Source organism: Pradoshia sp. Z5_111 (assembly GCF_058267535.1).
In genome coordinates this window covers 163791-183573 of sequence record NZ_JBZCPQ010000007.1, presented here as the reverse complement: position 1 = coordinate 183573, position 19783 = coordinate 163791, and the positions used below count along the sequence as shown (strand labels likewise).

The following is a 19783-nucleotide window of genomic DNA, read 5'->3' as shown; positions in this document are numbered from 1 at the left end:
GCTTTCCTACACACTTCACCCACCTTTCAGGCACCTTTACCCCGGTATAGCTGGAGCATAGGTACTTCATAGGTGGGCATAGGTTACTTCATAGATGGAATTTTAGTACGGCTTTTCATTCCCTATGACGCACCTTTAACCGAGCATAACTGCTCCATAGGTGGTTTTGGGGCGGCTATCTCTGTCCTTTGACACGTACCTCCTACATCCTTCACTCAACTATCCAATTCAAACCGAATGAAAAACAGTTGGGTCAACGAAAAAGAAAAGGCATTAACCCAAGTGGATTAATGCTCTCATTGTTTAATATCCCGTCAAAGAAAACAAATTCAAAAGTGCAAATTTCATTTTCTACTGACTAATAGTCCGCTCACTCTCCCATAACCATTTAAACCATCTGCCGTGCCCGTCGGTTTCCGCAATCGTATTTTTGTTTAGAATGCCATCCAAATAATAATCCAGATGCAAATATCTATCTTGAATATTATTATAAATATGAAATACCTCTCTCTTCTTCCCAATATCCTCGATGGTTTCCAACAGATGCTTTTTCACATCCATTGGCATTTGGTTAGCAACATGTGTATGAAAAATACAAATGGCATGATCCTCTGCGATATCCTGTATACAGTGAGGTAATAAATCAACGCCATCACCGTTTACTAATTTTACGGAACTCCCTCTCACATAGGCTGCAGCTTTTTCAAACATAGACAACCTCTCCATATGCTCGGGCCATATTAAGGATTTAAGCCACATTTCCTCGTCCTCATCATTTAAATCAATCGTATGTAAATCCAAGCCAATCCTAGTTGTAACTGGCGGCGGCATGGAGGGAAGGTTTGGTACATCTTCTCCTATTATTTCTGCTGAAATTGTAAGTTTAGATTCTGAATTCCCATAGGTATTCTCTTCCCCATATGTATATGAATAGTGGTCCCAAAGAAGCTGTAATCCTGCACTTGTTCCAATTTCAATAAGCGCTAAAGGTTTCTTAACTATCTCATAAGCAGCACAAAAGGCGGGGTACAGGTATGCACATCTTCGCACTTCATTGGTTTGAACCCGTCTCGATTTAAGAATAGAATCAATCTCTTCTCGATAAGTAAAGCAAAAATCCCTATAAGATTCATACGATTCCATATATGACTTCGGATACTCAACCAAGCTAGGATAATACTCTTTTAGTGAATGTTCTTTACCCTTTAAAAGGAGATAGTGGACAGCACCGAATAAAAGATTTGGTATTGGCTGACCGTCCCTCGCATTCTTACATATCTCTAAAAGCGCTTCATCTCGGGCAATTTTTATAGATAAGTGCTCGTATAGCCTGCTGGAGCCTTTACATTCCCTTACAGCAAAATTTATAAAGGTTTGAGAAAGAACACTACTATCAAACAAATGGAACCCCCCTTTTGAAACTAAATAATGACACCCGCTGTTTGATCTTGATTGGCTTCATCCACCTATAGCTCGTGTACAACCCCTTCTCGGTCCTTCCCATTAAATTCGACATAAAACGGCTGAATGCTTTCGTCCAGACAATACTCAATTCTTTGTCTGAAATTATTCCAGGTTACCATTTCCAGTGCCTCTGCTATGGAAAAAAAACCTACCTCTAAACTTTCAGGGCTGGTAGTAGGAGTACCCCCAATCGCCTTGCCCAAGAATAAGGTATTACAAATAGAAAGGTCTATATTTTGAAAAACACCACAAAATTTAGTCACTTCGATATCAATTCCCGATTCTTCCTTTGTTTCTCTTATGGCAGCATCTTTGAGTGACTCGCCTTCTTCGACTTGTCCTCCAGGCATTTCCCACCCCCGGCGTGGACCCCTAATCAGCAAAATTTCCCCAGCTTCGTTTAAAACAATCGCTGCTGCAGACACAATATGCTTTGGCACATTCATCCCCAAACCCTCCATCACCTATTTCCATGCTATACTTCCAACTAATTTCGACATATGGTTTTTATTTTCCTTTATAAAAACTCGTGCAAATAAAAAAGCACTTCAACAAATACATTGAAATGCTTTCAAAAATTAATTAAATTCTACTAAGTGATTAGCGTTTACCTCAGCGTAGTACTACGCTTAAATCTCTTGTCCCAATTGTTGCATGATTAAGCCCGCTGCGCCTATGACACCTGCATCATTACCAAGAGATGCAACTTTGATTTCAGTTGATTCTGCAACCCGCGGAAAGGCAAATTGCTTAAAGTATTTCTCAATTGGTTTTAAAATAATATCCCCAGCTTTTGAAACACCACCACCGATTACAATGATGTCAGGGTTAATCATATTGCCCACATTGGCTGCAGCAAGTCCAAGGTATTTAGCTACCTCATCAAGGACATCCTGACTTGCCTGGTCTCCACCTATAGCACAATCAACTACGTCTTTAGATGTGATCAGCCCATTTTCATTAAAAACAATCGAGAGGTCCGAATCTGGATTCTCTTTAATCTTCTCTAACGCCAGCCTTACGATACCGGTAGCTGAGGCAATCGTTTCAACACAGCCTGTTTTCCCACAGTTACAAGGAGCTCCACCCTCTGGCTGAACCGTTATGTGACCGAGCTCACCAGCTGCCCCGCTAATTCCATGCACCAAATGCTTATTAGTGATTACACCGCCACCCACACCAGTTCCGAGAGTGATACAGACTAAATCATTTGTACCTTTTCCTGCTCCCTTCCAAAACTCACCGAAGGATGCTACATTTGCATCGTTATCAACTACAGCAGGAATTCCTAATTCTTTTTCAAGCAGCTCTTTCAAAGGAAAGTCTCTCCAACCGATATTCACAGCCACATAGATTGAACCGTTTTCAAAATTAACCGGACCAGGGGCTCCCATTCCAACACCTACTAAATTACCATCCTGCCATTCTTCCAATTTTGACCTGACAGATTTGCCGATGTCAGAAACGATATGGAGACCGTTTTCTGCCGTTCTCGTTATGATTTCCCATTTATGTACAATGGTCCCTTCTTTATCTATAAAAGCAAGCTTAATCGTTGTACCGCCAATATCAATTCCCAGTAACCAATCTTGTTTCCCCAGCATATTGATTCACCTTTTCGATTGTTTTTGTTTTAGCTGTTGCTTTTCCTTCTCATACTCTATTTCTTGTTTCAAGATTAAAATTGCCGTTTGATAATCTCTGATTTCAATCAATTGAGAGTGAAATAGCTCTCTTAATTCTCCTGCCATCATCTCTAGATCAGCTAATCGATCACCCATGTATATGATGGTTCCAAACCTCTTTAAATATTGTTGAATTTCATATACGGATTTCATTTTTGTCACATTCCTTCCTGCTTCTTTAGTATATCTGAAATTAGTTGTTCTCCTCAAGATACTTTCTTTCTGTATTCCGTCAATTGTGACATTTATAAACAAAGCATATGTATTTAGAGTTACACATATATTGCTTAGGACAAAGCATCCGTCTATTTATCATTTGACATCCATTTAAGAATATATACGTAAGGCAATAATCTAAAGTGAGGAGAGAATCCTTTTGAAAAAATATATTGGTTATCTAATAGTCGGTTTAGTACTCATGTTTACCTTTATGTGGTGGAAACAGCTTTATATACAAAGAGATATAGCTGTCATTAAATATTTTCCACTTAATCAAAAGGCTGCGTTTACTAAAACAACCTCTTCCCTTGTCATGCCTAAACAGGAAAAAGATACAGAACAGTACGATGTTACGTTATCGACTGAATCTATTTTAAATCAAACAAGTTATCTCAGACAGGACTTCTCACTTCTTTTTCAAAACGGTCGTTTAAAAGAGTTTACAAAGAAATGGGAGCAGAATACAGATCGAATATCCCAAAAGACAACCGTAAAAGCTCATGAATCTTCTTTATTTCAAGTGGTTACCATTCATTATGCTGAGATTCATACGGAAAACGACAAGATTACCAGCTCATTTAAATTAACTGATAGTAATCTTTTTGTCATTGCTTCACGTTATGGACCAACCAAATCTTTTCATTCTCCTGAAACCGAGGAACAAAAGGAATGGGCCTTTACCCTGTCTTCTGTAAGTAATTCCAGGCTGACTAAAGTGCTCAATCGCTATACAGATAACAAAAAGATTGATATTACAAAGTATCACGTAGTTCCCCTGACACAGTTTTCGACTGAAGAAAAAAGATTATTAGCCGGATATTCAGATCAAAAGCGTCTGGAGATTACGGAGAAGCTATGGGAAGCTTTTTATTCCATTTATGTTTCAGGAATAAAAAAACAGGATGGTACAGTCATAAATCCGATAGACAGTACCATCCCCTTGATTTTGCGCAAACAAGACTCAAACAAACTAATTATTCTCATTCAGGATAAATCAGGCAATATACATGAATATTATCAGCAGCTGCCTTAAAGTAAGATAACTATTCTGAATCAAGCTCATTCAGCGCCGTTTTATAATCTTCATTATCCGGTTCCTGATAAACTGCTATTTGGATATAATCTTTAGCTTTATCGATTTGTCCCTGTTGCCAGTAGAGCAGTCCAATATCATAATATGCTTCAGGAAATACTTCTTGCTGTTCAATGGCTTTTAGAAAATACGTCTCAGCCGCTTCCAAATCATATTGATGATACTTTATATATCCTGCTAAAAAATATGCTTCTGGAGCATCTTCTTCCTTCAGATAGCCTTCGATAAGCTCATAGGCTTTGTCATATTCCTTAGAATTCACATATTCATGGGCAAGAGTGACATCATTATGATATTTATGGTCAGATTCATTTGATGAATATCCATATACTAAAGCTCCTATTGTTAACAAAACGGTCAGGAGCAGCGCACCCATTTGCACGGCAAGCTTACGATTTTTCGGCAATCTGACAATCGCTGCTGCGAGGAATCCTCCTATTAAACCGCCGATATGACCGGCACTATCTATAGCATCTGCAGAGAATGTAATAACCAGGTTTATGGCCAGAATTACAATCACATTCCATCCCATTGTTCTAAAAAAGAGATTGGGGTGGAGTACACCAAACAATAGCAAGGCACCGAGCAAGCCAAATATCGCCCCACTGGCACCGGCTGATAGATTGGGCATCAAAATAAAACTTGCTACCGAACCAATAAAGCCTGCAAAAAAGTAAATAACCAGGAATCTTAAGCTTCCATAAATACGCTCAACAATAACTCCGACAAAATACAAGCTTAAAGTGTTCAGAATCAAGTGTGTAAATCCAATATGAAGAAAGATGGGTGTGAAGAATCTCCACCATTCCCCTTCCATAATCAATGGGTTATACTTTGCACCAAATTGGATGAGGGTTTCAGTATTTGTACTTCCGCCACGCATCTCCAGTAAAATAAACACAAGAACTTGGATGGCCATCAACAGGTATGTAAAGATTGGTTTGCCATAGCTAAAGATTTGTTCGTCTTGTTTCTGCTTTTGGTAAGAAGCAGCCAAAGCATCTTCTTTAAGATGGTTAATTTCATTTTCTTCTATAGATTCATAATCCCTGTTGACCACTTCCAATGGAAACCCCAGAAATCTTTCTAATTCCGTCAATGATTCTTCCATAGTCTCTGTTTGAAAAATCATGGTATCAATCGTAATTTTTGCACGACCATCGTTTGAGTATCTTCCAAGGACATCCGAATAATCATCTACCGGAGCATATTGACTAATATAAATGGTTTTAACAGTTAGTTCCTTCCTGGAAAGAAACCTACGAATCTTCTCTGCATTCTGCAGTACAAGATTTCGGTCACGCTTCATATTATTGGACCAATCCAAATCTTCTCTTTTTATACGGATTAGGGGATCTACCCGACTCGACTGATTTTCAAGCCATATTTCTTGTTGGTCAGTGGATGCAGATATAAATCGATACCCTTTTTTCGTAATCAATTGATTGATAAAGGACCAATAGATATATTCTTCTTTAAAACTCACGGATTCCCCTACTTTCTCTCCCTAAAAAGTTTCTATATCTATTTTATCATTACGTAAGAGGAACAGAAATAATTCCTCTGGTCATTATGTTTGATCTTGCACAGTTTTAAAAATTGGCAATTCCATTAGAACGGCTATAAGGATGTTGCGCAGTATTTGATTCTTCATAATGGAAGACCTCTTTTGAAACACTATATACCCTATTATGCCAGATACGAAAATAATTAAGAATTTATTCATGTAAAAATCCCTCCTGTATTACCATATAGTTTGGTGAACAGGAGGGATTTTTATTCTACTTATAGTAACTGATCAAGAATTGGATTCATCGTTTCTTTTAATACTTTAACAGAATGTGAAAATTTCTCTTGCTCATCATCTGATAATTTCAGTTCGAGGATATCAGAAATTCCTTCACGGTTTACTATCGCAGGGACACCTACATACACATCTTCTTGTCCGTACTCCCCATCTAGGAAGGTTGACACTGTCAAAATGCTGTTTTCATTCTGAAGGATGGCTTTTGTAATACGAACCAGACCCATGGCAATTCCATAGAATGTTGCACCTTTTCGATTAATGATTTCATAAGCTGCATCACGTACATTAATAAAAATCTTATCCAAATCTTCCATGGAATGATTAGGTTTATCTTTAATCAGTTCGTTCATATTCTTTCCGCCTACATTGGCATGGCTCCATACAGGTAATTCTGTATCCCCATGTTCTCCAATGATATAGGCATGGACATTTCGAGGATCCACTTCAAAATAATCGCTTAACATAAATCGAAATCTGGCCGTATCAAGAATCGTACCAGAGCCAAGTACGCGATGTTTAGGAAGACCTGAAAATTTCCATGTTGCATATGTAAGGATATCAACTGGGTTCGCAGCCACAAGAAAGATCCCATTAAATCCATTAGCCATAATTTCTCCAACAATGGATTTAAAGATTTTCATATTTTTTTCAACTAAATCTAAGCGTGTTTCACCAGGCTTCTGATTCGCTCCTGCAGTTAGAACGATAATGTCTGCATCTTTACAGTCTGAATAATCTCCGAACCAAATTTTCGTTCTATTCGGTGCAAATGGAGTTCCATGATTCAAGTCCATTGCATCGCCTTCTGCTTTATCCTTATTTAAATCAATTAAAACAAATTCTTCAGCAATTCCCTGATTTAACATAGCGAATGCATAGCTGCTTCCAACAAAACCTGTACCAACCAGTACCACACGATTTACATTCTTTTTCATTAACAAAAACCACCTTTTCACACTGCATACAAGCTCTTTATACCCTAGTATTATGTGATACTATACCAAGTTATTATACAAAAAATAGTGCTTATCAGAATTGAGCTTAGATTTACAGTTTCGTTATTAATCCAGTTAATTCCTTTCCTTTTAACAGTCGGTGTATTGCAGTGCACTTTTTTCTCCGTATGAACCGAACAAACTGGGCATGTATATTCGACTTGCAGGAAAGCACCTAGTAAGGTATCCAGAATACTGCCCAGAAATCCGAATGCACTCAGTAGGAGAATCGTTGAAAACGACAGATTAAACAGTATACCTGCTACTACTGCAATGAATATGGAGCCAAACAGCCCGGCCAGAGTTCCATGGACTGAGACTGCCCCTGAAGTACCCCGTTCACATCTCTTCAAACTGATGATATGCATTGGGTCGGATTTACTCAACACACCAAGTTCAGATGACCATGTATCAGATGTAGCTGCTGCAATTGAAACGATAAAAGCAATTAACCAGATATCCGAACCGTCAGATATAAAATAAAGTAGAGAACTTATACCAGCAGGACCGCCATTTGCTACCACCTGGGCCCAATTTCGTCTGCTTCCGTTTGCTAATTTTTTATCAATACTCTGCTTAATTCTTTTTTTGTAGCTGGAAAACAGACTAGATGAGGAAAAAAACAAACCAATTAGCAGTAACCCTTCCCATCCAAGTCCTATAACAATCGAAGCTCCCAAAAAAAATGCTGCGAGAGCACCGGATTTACTCAGAGCTTTAAGCCGATAAGCCCCGTAGGAGCCGACAGCAACAGCGCCATAAATGATTAAGTTACCCACAATTTATTACCCCTTGTTCTGTGAATAGATAGTCGACAGGGATGTCGAACTCTTCTGTATGGATATCATCCCTTATTTGCATCATAAACGCCAGCGAAAGTTTAATTCCATAAAATGATGCCAAATAACGATCATAATAGCCGCCGCCAAATCCAATCCGATATCCAGATGTTGAGAATAGGAGTCCCGGAACTACCATTATATCGATTTGGTCGGATTCTATCTTTTGTGTTTTATCCGGTCTGGGCTCTTTTAAACCACTATAAACTGACTCAAGTATCGTATTTGGGCGATAGTCATAAAATTCCATATGTTTTGTATGTGGATAGCATTTTGGAATCACGATATTCTTTTTCTCTTTCCACGCTCTCTCGATAATCTCTTTCGTTTCAATCTCAGGATGCCGAGAAATTGTGATTCCGATTGTCTTTGCATTCTTCCATATGTCATGACTAAATAAGTATTCAACAATTTTAGATGTATATGTATCCCGCTCGTATGACGGAAATTCCGCTAATAAACTCCGATAAGTCGATCTTAATTCTCCCTTTAACATTGCGTTAAATCCCCTTAAATTCTATATAATCCCAAAAAAAACAACAGGAGAGAACCTCCTGTTGTTTTATTTTGTTTCGCGGTGTGCAGTTGTACGCTTCTCTCTTGGGCAATATTTTTTAAGCTCAAGACGATCAGGATTATTACGTTTATTTTTTGTGCTGATATAATTACGCTCACCGCACTCTGTGCAAGCTAAAGTAATGTTTACACGCATGTGAGTCCCTCCAGTTCATTCAAAACTTCATTTTATACGACTTTTCTATAATATCACCTTTCACTAATAAATGCTAGTCTGATTTTTGACCAAGTAATCAAACAGCATGACTTCCTCTTTATTCTTGCCTGTAATTATCCAATTAGAAACCCCCATTTTCACTCCGGGCTCCACTAGAAGCTTGTACATCGTTGTACAGACAACTAGACCTCTGGCTAAAGGAGAATGGATAATTTGGCCATTTCCCATTAATTCGTACACCGCTTTTTTATGTTTTCGTTCCATTATCGAAATAGATGCACAATCATTTCCATTTAATAAGCTTATCGTATTCTTACCATATAAATAGATTAAAGAATCCGCAGGACTATAAAAACTTGCTGATACTTCACTAAAGGCCTCATGGACAAAAAATATCTTAATTTCAAGTGGCCGATCCCCATCATTTTTGCAGACTACATCTACTCTATCGAAATAATCATTATTTGTTAACTGTACTGCAGCAGATATCCCCTCTTGATCTTGATCGTTTTTGCACCAAAGATAGGGTACAATTAATCCAGATTTATCATCAACAAGCCTTTTACAGCTGGCTTTTTTAGTACTTTTATTTAAAGAGTCTAACTGGTCCATGCGGTCCCACCCCTTTCATTCATCTTGCCTTCTTTAGCGAACCACTAATATCTTCCATTAAATCCTAACACTCCCTGAACCAGATGACAATGAACGCATATTGTCGAAGGACCACTACCTACTTCCAAATTATGAGCAATACTTCCTTATTCATATATTTTTACCAAAATCCAGTGAAAATTGTTGTACAATAGGGATTGTAATTTAATTTGGGAGGGTATTCATGATAAACATTATGATTTGTTTATTTTCTCTATCTGCCTTACTGTTCTTGCTATCGTTGTTTTATAAAGGACAGGAAACTAAAGTAGAAAAAGAGATTGAACAGCTTTCATTAGAGCATATACAAGAAATGTATATAATAAAAAAACGAATTCGTGCACTTGAGGAGGAAATCCTGCACGAGGAATCGTTTTCGGAGGTATCTTTTTTAACTAATTCCTCGCCCATACACGAGGTTATTCAAAATCAGGTCATTCATTTGTACAAACAAGGATTATCGATTGAACAAATTTCCAGGCAATCTGCATTATCAAACAATGAGGTAATTAGAATCCTTGAAAGTCAGGGAGGCGATCTTCATTGAACCGACTATACATATCTGGAGCAGCTGCAGGTATTTTTTTAGCCACAAGCGTATTTACGGCATATTATCTTGCCACAGATGAATCAGCAGCTAAAAAGGTGCCCCTTTCAAGCGAGGACGCTCATAAAACTCTACAGGAGGATGGTTATCATGTTTTATCAAAAAGTGAGTGGGATGACTATCAAAAGAACCTTCAATCTATTAATCAACTAAAAACAGAAAATCAACAAAGTAATAAAGAAGAAACTGTAGCCATTAAATTATCGATTAAGCCTGGAATGGCTTCCGACGAGATTATCAGCCTATTAAAAGATGAGCGCGTGATTGAGGATACTGAAAAGTTTTTCACCTACTTGAATGATCGGGATCTCACAAAAAAGATTCAGACTGGGACCTATACAGTTTATAAAAACATGGACTATACTGCCTTATCTGCCATTTTAACGAAGGGTAAATAGTGCATCAAAGTGGCAGATTTTAAACTGGGATGACTTTTGCAATTACATCCCAGATTTTTCTGTTTTGATCAATACTCTCTTCCCCTGAATCGATAATATCGGCTTTTTCAATCAAATTTTCCATCGCTTGATCAACAAAGCTGGGTAAAGGCAGTTCTTTTATCGCTTTGGCCATTTTTTCTGGATAGATATGCCCGTAGATTTCAATAGCCATAGAGAGCTCAGATACCGATAATTCCCTTCCGTATTTCTTTTGATAGTTTGCTTTCAGTTTCCTTGCCAGCTTAATGGCTGTTTTAGGGTTTGGGATGATGGATTCCAATTCTTTATTATTGTCTATATGAACAGCTTTTTCACTCAGAAAATAGGTTATAGGTACTCCGCCCACTTCTACTGTCTCTTTTTCCTTCATTCTCTAATCCCCCTTTTATTAATAAATGTTATTTTCTTATATCCAAGTCACCAATTTATAAACCTCTTTAAGGATTGTCCGTTAGTCGGATAAAGCTAGAATTTTAATTAAACGCTTTTTACAACCTCAATAAAACTGTTATACATACTTATCCACATTTCTTCATAATATGTACAAGTTACTAATACATAAGAAGATGGAGTGAAAGCGTGAGCGGACATATTATGTTTAGTTATTTTTTGTTAGGAATAACATTGGCGGCACCCATTGGTCCGGTTAACTCAGCCCGAATTGATAAGGGGATCAAAAACGGTTTTTTACATGCTTGGATAGTAGGCGCAGGATCTATGATTGCGGATGGAATATTCATGTTATTGGTCTATTTGGGTTTTGTACAATTCATTACGATTCCATATGTCCAGATTTTCCTGTGGCTCTTCGGAGGATTTGTTCTTATTTATACCGGAATTGAAAGCATTTTGAGGGTCCATACACTTTCATTGGAAGATTATCGTACGAAGGACTCGTTATCGAAATCTTTTTTAACTGGATTTATAATGTCCATTACAAGTCCATTATCCATCCTCTTTTGGATAGGGATATATGGGTCAGTTCTCGCTAAAACAGTCACTTCATACGGCACTAGCTCTCTTCTCGTATACAGCTTGATGATTTTTCTCGGGCTAACTTTTTGGGACATTACCGTTGCCTTTCTAACAACCGGGTTCAGAAGATTTCTGAATGACACTAGCTTGAAAGCTATTTCAGCCTTTTCTGGAATTTCTCTGGTCGGTTTTGGAGTATATTTTGGTTTTCAGGGCATAAAGACATTGTTTTTTTAAGCATTAAAAATAGGAACAAGAAAAAATGGAGTTCCCTATATGGGAATCTCCATTTTTATTATCACAATTCTATTCATTTAAATGATAGTGTCTTCCTTTAATCATATAAAGGGTTTCTTCTGCCATATTTGTTATATGATCGCCTATTCTTTCATAGTGACGGACAATAAATAATAACTGAGAATTTTCGTTAACCGTAGCAGACTCAGGATGCTTCATTTCAAGTATTTTACGGATTTCCTGTCCATATAATTCATCTACTGTATCATCGAGCTCTGCGAGTTCCTTAGAAAGGACAATATTTTCCTCCATAAAGGATTTATTAAACATATCAAGCATCTTCATACAAGTGGCGTGCATTTCGGCTACAGCCTCATTAACAAATGGCCTTTCTTCCTTTGATAATCTAATCGCGGTTTTGGCAATATTCTTTGCATAATCACCAACCCGTTCAATTTCTGAACCTATTTTAATAGCTGAAACAATATGCCTTAAATCCGTTGCAACAGGCTGCTGCTTTGCAATCATCAGGATAGCCAGTTCATCAAGCTCTTCTTCCATTTTATCAAGCTTTTTATCATCCTCTATAACAGAAAGTGCTAGCTCTACATCATTTTTCAGCAACGCTTGGTACGATTTATTCAAGGCAGATGAAGCAAAACGTTCCATATCTATTACTTTAAGCTTTAATTCCTTTAGCTCGCTCTCGAATTTTTCTCTTAAAACCATTTTTTATTCTCCCTTCAAAATGATCTGGCTTATCCGAAACGTCCTGTTATATAATCTTCTGTTCTCTTATCATATGGGTTTGAGAAAATCTTATCTGTCTTGTCATATTCAATGACTTCACCGTTCAAGAAGAAGGCAGTTTTGTCAGATATACGAGCTGCTTGCTGCATATTATGCGTAACGATAATAATACTGAATTTCTCTTTCAACTCTTGTACGAGTTCTTCAACCTTTAATGTTGAAATTGGATCTAATGCGGAAGTCGGTTCATCCATTAATATCACATCAGGAGAAACGGCAAGGCATCGTGCCAAACAAATACGTTGCTGCTGTCCGCCTGATAGTCCGTTGGCGTTTGTATGCAATCGATCCTTAACTTCGTCCCAGATTGCTGCACCACGCAAGCTTTTTTCTACAATTTCATCCAATTCTTTTTTGTTTTTAATACCATGTATTTTAGGTCCGTATGCTACATTTTCATAAATAGACTTTGGAAAAGGATTTGGCTTCTGAAATACCATGCCAACTTTTGTCCGTAATTCTTCCACTTGAAAATCTTTATCAAAGATATTCTGTCCCCGGTAAAATATATCACCAGAAGTACGAACACTTGGAATAAGTTCAATCATTCTATTTAATACTTTAATATAAGTAGATTTCCCACATCCAGATGGGCCAATAATGGCTGTAACCTCATTTTCATTAATGGCAAGATTAATATCCTTTAAAGCATGGTGATCACCATACCACAAATCCAAACCCTGTGTATCGTAAACAAGTTTACTAGACTTTTCCGTTTTAGCCGGGTTGGCTTCTTTTAATTCTATCATCTCAATTTCCCCCTTGGTAATGGTGATTTCACTTAAGACACAGATGCCTTTTGTTTTGTTTTACTTTTGCCGCCTTCAAAATGTTTTTGGATAATTTTTGAGAATAAACGTGCAAGGAGATTAAAGATTAATACCATTATAATCAATACTGCTGCTGATTTAGTCGCGATTGCCGTTGCATCCGGAACAATTCCTTCAGAATTTAATTTCCAAATATGAACAGCCAATGTCTCTGCAGGTCTGAATATATTAAAAGGATTAACCGGACTTGTTAGATCGGCTGCTGTATTCAAGATTGGTGTTGTCAATCCTGCTGTAAAAATTAACGCTGCTGCTTCACCAAAAATACGACCAGCTGCCAGGATAACTCCCGTTATAATTTGAGGCATTGCTGTAGGAAGAGCAATTTTTACAATTGTCTGCCATTTGGTAGCCCCAAGTCCCAGACTGGCTTCTTTAACACCGGCTGATACCTCTGTAATTGCCGCTTCACTGACACGTGTTAAACTCGGTAAATTCAGAATCGTAATTGCTAGTGCCCCTCCGATAATGGTGTACCCCCAACCTGTAGCTGTGACAAATACCAATAAACCAAATAAACCAACTACAATGGACGGGAGAGAGGCCATCGTATCAATGCATAATCGGATAAACGTTAATAACTTTCCGGGTTTGGCATACTCCGCCAAATAAATACCTGCGCCTAAGCCAAGCGGTACAGAGATTATCAGAGTAATAATTAACATATAGAAAGAGTTAAATAGCTGATATCCGATTCCCCCACCAGCATCCATATTGCTAGAACGACCAGTCAGAAAAGATGGGTCCCAGAAACCCCAGCCCTTTTTGAGTATTTCAAATACTAAATAACTCAATAAAATAATGACAAAAATAGCAACGATATAGAAAATACCCGTCCAGATTTTATTTACTGTTCTAGCGCTCATTTCTGTGCCCCCCTATTCCCAATAAAACGAATAATCATGATGAATAAGAATGACATGATTAAAAGTATTAGCGCGAGGCTCCATAATGCATTATTCCATGCAGTTCCATTCATTGTATTAGACATGTCCATCGTTAAAATTCCAGTTAACGTTGCCGTGGGATCATTTAAGCCAGTCGGCAATTTAACCGTATTTCCGATAACCATCTGAACGGCAAGTGCTTCACCAAAAGCACGGGCAAGCCCCATAACAATTCCTGTAAAGATGCCATTCTTTGCGGCAGGAATGATTACTCGGCTGATTGCCTGCCATCTCGTGGAACCGAGCCCATAGGAGGCTTCCAGAAGCTGTGGCGGGACATTTTTTAACGCATCTGTTGCCAAGCTTGCAATAGTCGGTAATATCATGATACTAAGTACAATTATCCCGGCTGTTAAACTGAATCCTACTCCGCCGAATGTGTTTCTAAGTAGGGGAACTAATAAAGTCACACCTAGCAAACCATAAACAACGGATGGAATACCAACCAGCAATTCCAAAACCGGCTGCAAGACCTTTTTTCCGAATTTCGGGGAAATAAAGTTCGTAAATATTGCTAGAGCTATTGCAATAGGTGCGCTGATAACAATGGCACCAATTGATACAAGTATAGAACCGATGATAAATATCAAAGCTCCATATTCCCCATCATTGGGACTCCAGTTTGTTGAGGTCAACATCTCCACTATAGAGATATTACTGTTTGTAAATGACTGAATACCCTTTCCTGTTATAAAAACAATAATAGCCAAAGTTGTTACAACAATTAATAGTCCACATAATGTAACAAGAATCCGTCCGATATATTCACTTTTCCAATAGTTGATTGGTTTATGATCATTCAAGCCTTTTCGCTCCTTCCGGCAAACAGATGATAACCAGGCTGTTTGACTTCCTGTTTACTTCATCCTTGGAATTATTCTTTATTTTCTAGCTCTAACATTGGAATGTATCCCATTTTCGTAACGGTTTCGGCAAACTCATCACTCCTAATGAAATCCATATAACCTTTAACAGCTCCGCCTATTTCGCCTTTCGTTACCATATATTCATAGGACCAAAAAGGGTAGCTGCCATTTACCACATTCTCAATTGTGGGTTCAGCCCCGTTAATAGTTACCGGTTTTAAGGATGAGCCTTTCCCCTCAGCGAGGTAGCTCATAGCCAGATAACTAATAGAACCAGGTGTGGAATTAATCGAGTTTTCTACAGCACCGTTAGAATCCTGAGTTGTTCCAACCCCTGTATTCATGCTGACATCCTTCATGATTGTTTTTTCAAAGGCATATCGGGTACCTGATGATTCTGGTCTATTCACGACATTTATTTCTGAATCAGCTCCGCCAACCTCTTTCCAGTTTTTAATTTTTCCGGAGAAGATTCCTTGAATTTGTTCAATTGTTAAATTATCTACATTGGCATCATCATTCACCACTATGCCAAACGCAATACCGGCTACTTTATAATCCACCAGTTCTTCTGCTAATTTCTCGTCTTCAATTTTATCTGCTGAAGGTAGATCAGAGTTTCCGATATTGACTGCACCACTCGCCACTTGATTTATACCTGTTCCGCTTCCACCGCCTTGAACAGTAACCGATACATTTGGATTTTTCGCCATAAATTCAGTTGCTGCTTCATCTGCCAATGGTAGTAAAGCTGTAGAACCAGCTGCATTTATGATCCCTGTGTATCCTTCTTCTTCAGAGCCGCTTCCCGCCTTTGCTCCTCCCCCATTATTACTGGTACAAGCTGCCAGCAATCCGATCATAAGTATCAAAGTAATCATAAATGCTGATTTCCTTCTACGCATTTCCAATCCTCCCGTATACTCTTGTTTTTATTTGTAATTTTTAATTTTCGTCCTTTACATTTTCTATAGTAAAGAAAGATTTTAAATACTCTATTAAGGAATTGTAAACGTAGTGTAAAAAATCATAATTTTATTGTAAAGATGCCTGGAAAGTACTAGAAACCACACTGTTTTTTGTAATAATAATCCAAAATGAATGATAATTAACCAAATTATGAAGGCAGTAAATAAAAAAGGGTCTGCCCCATAAACCCAGGCAGACCCCATTTTCTATTAATCTTTTATTTTTGTTTAGCTCGTTCTTCTTTTAATTCATAGTATTTTTCATAAACTTCTTTTGCGATTTCGAGATTCATTTTATGTCCTGACGAATTTTGATAAGCCCAAGGTACTACTACACTCATGGCAATTTCCGGGTTATCGGCAGGAGCATAGGTGACAAAGGTTATATTATAGGTTTCTGGCTGTACAGTACCCTTTTCCCATTTAGGTCCATCATAAAAGGCTTCCGCTGTCCCTGTTTTACCTGCTGGTTTATAGTCAGCATTTCCAAAATAAGAGTAGGCGGTTCCTCCGGTGGATTGGGTAACTTGTCTAAATCCTTCCTGGACACGTTCAATCCATTCAGTTTTCATCGGAAGAGTATTCAGCACTTCTGTTTTAACCTCTTTAATAACTGGTCCAAGCGTATTATCTTCATCATTATCCACTGGCTCACGGACTTGTTTTAACACATGCGGTTTTATACGGTTACCTCCGTTTGCAATGGTAGAAACATATTGAGCCAACTGCAATGGAGTATACGTATCGTATTGGCCAATGGAAAAGTCCATTAATAATCCGGCACCCTGCGAGGATCCTTTATAGCCGATTTGTTCACCAGGTAAGTCTATACCTGTTTTAACACCTAAACCAAATTGACTGTAATAATTTCTCATTGTGCTGAATGCTGAGTTATTAACTTTCAGGGAGCCTCCCGGAACATAGTTTCCCTTACCAAGAGCAATCGCTGTTTTAAACATGTAGACATTGGAGGATACTTTAAGTGCTTCAATGTCACTAATATTCCCAAAATTCTTCCATGATTTTTTAATTGGCGTGGCTTTAATCTTCATTGGTCCATCATAAATGACTTGTCCAGGTTTTATTGCACCGGTCTGGTATCCAGTTAAAATAGTTGCTCCTTTAACTGAAGAGCCCATGGCATAGGATGAAGTAAATGTTCCCAATGCCATATCATTCATTTGCATTTTCCCTTTATCATCGGCTGCATATTGTTTACCAGCCAGAGTTAAGAGTTCACCAGTATTAGGATTCGTTACAACAACAAAAGCACGATCGAGATATTTTGTATTCCCGCTTGCTTTCTTTTCCTTCAATTGCTTTTCAATAATTTCTTCTGTAGCTATTTGAAGATCCATATCAACAGTTAATACAAGATCCTTACCTCTTTGTCCTTCAGAAATAACCTCCGTGCTGACAATATCGCCGGATGTATTTGTTACATTTCTAATTTTCTCCTGTTGACCGCGTAATAAATCTTCATATTGCTGTTCTAAGTAGGAGGTTCCAACTCTATCATTTCGACTGTAGCCCCGAGCTAAATAATAACTTGTTTTATCAGAGGGCAATCCTTCGCTGGCACTTGATACTTTACCTAAAACAGATTTAAGCGTATCGCCATACGCATATTTACGTTCCCAATCTGTTGTTGTATCAACGCCTGGAAGAGATTCAATCTGCTCATTAACTCTCGCTACCTCTTCATATGTTGTTCCTTTATTTTTCACAATTTGCGGAGTTAAATAGTAACCGGCAATAAACTTGCTATAGATCGCCAGCACTTCCAACTCACTTTGACTATAATCAATTTCTTTTTCAGTAATTCGATCAAGCTGTAATTTGTAAATATCATCATCTGTCAGCTTTCCATCACTTAATTGCTGATATTCTTTTTCTGTTACTTTCTTTTTAGCAGCTTCTGGATTATTTAAAATCCAGAAGTCTTTCATATCCCTTTCTCGAACTTTATCAGTATCAACCTCAATTAGCTTGGAAAGTTTTTCAGCAGTTTCAAGCATCTCTTTGCTTGAGGTTTTTTGTGTACGTGTGTAAGTTATCGCATATAAAGGTTGATTATCAACGATGATTTTTCCATTTCGGTCATATATTTTTCCCCTCGGCACAGAATTGCTCACAGTTACATCTTCTGTCCGCTCTATTTCGCGTTTATAGTCATCTCCATATACAATCTGAACAATTCCTAAACGGAGTATTAATGCAGAAAACATTACAAATACTGCAAAAAACAGTAAATTCAGGCGAACAGGTACATGTTTTTTCTTTTTCTTTTTTCTGACTTTCACTGTCCCCATCCCTTCTAATACACATTTCTTATCATTTTATTATCAATTTTTAAAGATTAACAGAAGTAAAAGATTCCAGCAACTTTTAGTTGCTTACATCTTGATGTCTTTTACAAAATAATAAACAAACAGATGGCCGGACCCTAATAATAATAGCAATATTTTGATGCCGGTACTTTCCGGCAAAGTTTTAATGAACAATATAAACATAAGAATTGATGCGGCTCTTCCCATATTTAAAAATAATTCCCGGATTACCACATATTCGATACGATGTTCCCCTGCTTCCCATGATCGTCCTATAACATCATACGTGACAGACATATAGGGGACAAGCAATAAGGGATAAGCTACTGCAAGAATAGACGCATATGTAAGCAGTTTAGTGAATGACACTTGATATATCAAAAAAAAGATTGAACCATAAAGGAAAATAGCCCCCACCAGCATCGACCATTTTCGGTAACGAACCTTTATATATCTGCTGACTAAAAAATATGCAATAAATGATACTCCTGAACTAATTAATCCATATGTACCTAAAGCCATTTCGCTACCCGTTTCGACAAATACAAAAACGGAAACAACAAAGAGAAACGTCCCTTCCCTTAGCCCCTGCGAAAAATTGGCATACGTAATTCTTCTCCAATCTTTATTATTTTTTCTTTCATCAAGAATACGCTTCAGCATATACTTTCCATTAGCTGCTCTGCTTTTTAATAAGAAACTAACAAGTACTGCCACGATAAACAAACATAAGGAAAGTCCAAAAATGAGCAGATAGCCATTGTTACCAGTCAAAACTGTAATAATATATCCCGCAAAAAAAGGACCAATCATCCCACCAATGGATCCCGTTATCCCCTGGAGTCCGTTAAATGTATCTCTTGTTTCAGGTTCAGTTATTTCAAAGGTCAGTACATTATAAGCAAGCCAATAGAATCCATAGCCAATCCCAAGTAAACCACCAATCATAACAAGATAAAAGTGATTTGTAGAACTAAAGGTCAGTACCGCTATATAAAATGCAGCTAAAAATAAAATCCCGATCCTTAGCACAATAATACGATCTATGTGTTTAGCCAATTTTCCTGCCAAAATAAAGGTGACTCCCTGAAGGACTACAACGGATAGATTATAAATCCCCAGATTGATCAATGCCTCAGACTGTTTCCATAAATAGATATTAACAAAAGTATTGGAAAGAGCCGTACTTAATGAATAAAGTGCTCCAATCAACAAAAGGATATAAAGTTCTTTATTTGTTTTTATTTTATTGACAAATTGATTATCCATTTTCATAAAAACTCCCCT

Annotated in this window: 23 protein-coding genes; 4 read left to right on the top strand and 19 right to left on the bottom strand. The window is 37.7% G+C overall.

Features of this window, described 5'->3' with window-relative positions; genetic code table 11:
• Positions 1-351 precede the first annotated feature (351 nt).
• The 4 genes from AC4D4A_RS15325 to AC4D4A_RS15310 all read right to left on the bottom strand — a co-directional run bounded on the left by AC4D4A_RS15325 (position 352) and on the right by AC4D4A_RS15310 (position 3302).
• Complete coding sequence (locus AC4D4A_RS15325) at positions 352-1401, bottom strand: DUF2332 domain-containing protein (protein WP_490996670.1); 1050 nt, start codon at positions 1399-1401, stop codon at positions 352-354.
• 65 nt (positions 1402-1466) lie between these two features.
• Positions 1467-1910 (bottom strand): NUDIX hydrolase, encoded by a 444-nt coding sequence (locus AC4D4A_RS15320; RefSeq protein ID WP_490996669.1) that lies wholly within the window; start codon positions 1908-1910, stop codon positions 1467-1469.
• A gap of 183 nt (positions 1911-2093) precedes the next feature.
• Positions 2094-3068: an ROK family glucokinase gene (locus tag AC4D4A_RS15315; RefSeq protein ID WP_490996668.1), complete on the bottom strand. Its 975-nt coding sequence runs from the start codon at positions 3066-3068 to the stop codon at positions 2094-2096.
• A 6-nt stretch (positions 3069-3074) separates the two neighbouring features.
• Positions 3075-3302 carry a YqgQ family protein gene (locus AC4D4A_RS15310; protein ID WP_066105666.1) on the bottom strand — a complete coding sequence of 76 codons (228 nt, stop codon included), beginning with the start codon at positions 3300-3302 and terminating at the stop codon, positions 3075-3077.
• A 223-nt stretch (positions 3303-3525) separates the two neighbouring features.
• Here AC4D4A_RS15310 and AC4D4A_RS15305 point away from each other — a divergent pair, with 223 nt between their 5' ends.
• Positions 3526-4401 (top strand): hypothetical protein, encoded by an 876-nt coding sequence (locus tag AC4D4A_RS15305; RefSeq protein WP_490996667.1) that lies wholly within the window; start codon positions 3526-3528, stop codon positions 4399-4401.
• Between the two features lie 10 nt (positions 4402-4411).
• On the opposite strand, the gene AC4D4A_RS15300 is transcribed toward AC4D4A_RS15305, so the two are convergent.
• From AC4D4A_RS15300 to AC4D4A_RS15270, 7 genes are all read right to left on the bottom strand, one after another.
• Positions 4412-5947: a rhomboid family intramembrane serine protease gene (locus AC4D4A_RS15300; protein ID WP_490996666.1), complete on the bottom strand. Its 1536-nt coding sequence runs from the start codon at positions 5945-5947 to the stop codon at positions 4412-4414.
• An 84-nt stretch (positions 5948-6031) separates the two neighbouring features.
• Positions 6032-6187 (bottom strand): hypothetical protein, encoded by a 156-nt coding sequence (locus tag AC4D4A_RS15295; protein ID WP_490996665.1) that lies wholly within the window; start codon positions 6185-6187, stop codon positions 6032-6034.
• A gap of 59 nt (positions 6188-6246) precedes the next feature.
• Entirely contained in the window at positions 6247-7203 is a 957-nt protein-coding gene (locus tag AC4D4A_RS15290) for an L-lactate dehydrogenase (RefSeq protein ID WP_066105102.1), read from the bottom strand.
• Positions 7204-7253: 50 nt separating this feature from the next.
• Positions 7254-8042 carry a DUF92 domain-containing protein gene (locus AC4D4A_RS15285; RefSeq protein ID WP_490996664.1) on the bottom strand — a complete coding sequence of 263 codons (789 nt, stop codon included), beginning with the start codon at positions 8040-8042 and terminating at the stop codon, positions 7254-7256.
• Entirely contained in the window at positions 8035-8598 is a 564-nt protein-coding gene (locus tag AC4D4A_RS15280; RefSeq protein WP_490996663.1) for a 5-formyltetrahydrofolate cyclo-ligase, read from the bottom strand. Before AC4D4A_RS15280 ends, AC4D4A_RS15285 begins: the two co-directional genes overlap by 8 nt.
• 66 nt (positions 8599-8664) lie before the next feature.
• Entirely contained in the window at positions 8665-8814 is a 150-nt protein-coding gene (rpmG, locus tag AC4D4A_RS15275) for a 50S ribosomal protein L33 (protein WP_066105110.1), read from the bottom strand.
• A 63-nt stretch (positions 8815-8877) separates the two neighbouring features.
• Positions 8878-9447 (bottom strand): hypothetical protein, encoded by a 570-nt coding sequence (locus AC4D4A_RS15270; protein ID WP_490996662.1) that lies wholly within the window; start codon positions 9445-9447, stop codon positions 8878-8880.
• Positions 9448-9670: 223 nt separating this feature from the next.
• On the opposite strand from AC4D4A_RS15270, the gene AC4D4A_RS15265 reads away from it, so the two are divergent.
• Both AC4D4A_RS15265 and AC4D4A_RS15260 read left to right on the top strand, forming a co-directional pair.
• A complete protein-coding gene (locus tag AC4D4A_RS15265; RefSeq protein ID WP_490996661.1) occupies positions 9671-10033 on the top strand; it encodes a hypothetical protein in 363 nt (120 codons plus the stop codon).
• The gene (locus tag AC4D4A_RS15260) at positions 10030-10491 is read left to right on the top strand and encodes a hypothetical protein (RefSeq protein WP_490996660.1); all 462 of its coding nucleotides are present in this window, start codon (positions 10030-10032) and stop codon (positions 10489-10491) included. Before AC4D4A_RS15265 ends, AC4D4A_RS15260 begins: the two co-directional genes overlap by 4 nt.
• Positions 10492-10510: 19 nt before the next feature.
• Here AC4D4A_RS15260 and AC4D4A_RS15255 read toward each other — a convergent pair whose 3' ends face one another.
• Positions 10511-10903 carry a hypothetical protein gene (locus tag AC4D4A_RS15255; RefSeq protein ID WP_490996659.1) on the bottom strand — a complete coding sequence of 131 codons (393 nt, stop codon included), beginning with the start codon at positions 10901-10903 and terminating at the stop codon, positions 10511-10513.
• A 224-nt stretch (positions 10904-11127) separates the two neighbouring features.
• Between AC4D4A_RS15255 and AC4D4A_RS15250 the strand changes: the two genes are divergently transcribed.
• On the top strand, positions 11128-11745 hold the full coding sequence (locus tag AC4D4A_RS15250; RefSeq protein ID WP_490996681.1) for a LysE family transporter: 618 nt from the start codon (positions 11128-11130) through the stop codon (positions 11743-11745).
• Between the two features lie 69 nt (positions 11746-11814).
• Here the strand turns inward: AC4D4A_RS15250 and phoU are convergent, their stop codons facing one another.
• The 7 genes from phoU to AC4D4A_RS15215 all read right to left on the bottom strand — a co-directional run bounded on the left by phoU (position 11815) and on the right by AC4D4A_RS15215 (position 19771).
• A complete protein-coding gene (gene phoU, locus AC4D4A_RS15245; protein ID WP_490996658.1) occupies positions 11815-12474 on the bottom strand; it encodes a phosphate signaling complex protein PhoU in 660 nt (219 codons plus the stop codon).
• A 29-nt stretch (positions 12475-12503) separates the two neighbouring features.
• Positions 12504-13304 (bottom strand): phosphate ABC transporter ATP-binding protein PstB, encoded by an 801-nt coding sequence (gene pstB, locus AC4D4A_RS15240; protein ID WP_140462017.1) that lies wholly within the window; start codon positions 13302-13304, stop codon positions 12504-12506.
• Positions 13305-13336: 32 nt separating this feature from the next.
• Positions 13337-14251, bottom strand: a complete 915-nt coding sequence (pstA, locus tag AC4D4A_RS15235; RefSeq protein WP_066105131.1) for a phosphate ABC transporter permease PstA — start codon at positions 14249-14251, stop codon at positions 13337-13339.
• Positions 14248-15135 (bottom strand): phosphate ABC transporter permease subunit PstC, encoded by an 888-nt coding sequence (pstC, locus tag AC4D4A_RS15230; RefSeq protein ID WP_140462016.1) that lies wholly within the window; start codon positions 15133-15135, stop codon positions 14248-14250. Before pstC ends, pstA begins: the two co-directional genes overlap by 4 nt.
• Positions 15136-15206: 71 nt before the next feature.
• Complete coding sequence (locus tag AC4D4A_RS15225; protein WP_490996657.1) at positions 15207-16103, bottom strand: phosphate ABC transporter substrate-binding protein PstS family protein; 897 nt, start codon at positions 16101-16103, stop codon at positions 15207-15209.
• 281 nt (positions 16104-16384) lie between these two features.
• A complete protein-coding gene (locus AC4D4A_RS15220) occupies positions 16385-18469 on the bottom strand; it encodes a peptidoglycan D,D-transpeptidase FtsI family protein (RefSeq protein WP_490996656.1) in 2085 nt (694 codons plus the stop codon).
• A 93-nt stretch (positions 18470-18562) separates the two neighbouring features.
• Positions 18563-19771 (bottom strand): MFS transporter, encoded by a 1209-nt coding sequence (locus tag AC4D4A_RS15215; RefSeq protein WP_490996655.1) that lies wholly within the window; start codon positions 19769-19771, stop codon positions 18563-18565.
• Positions 19772-19783 lie beyond the last annotated feature (12 nt).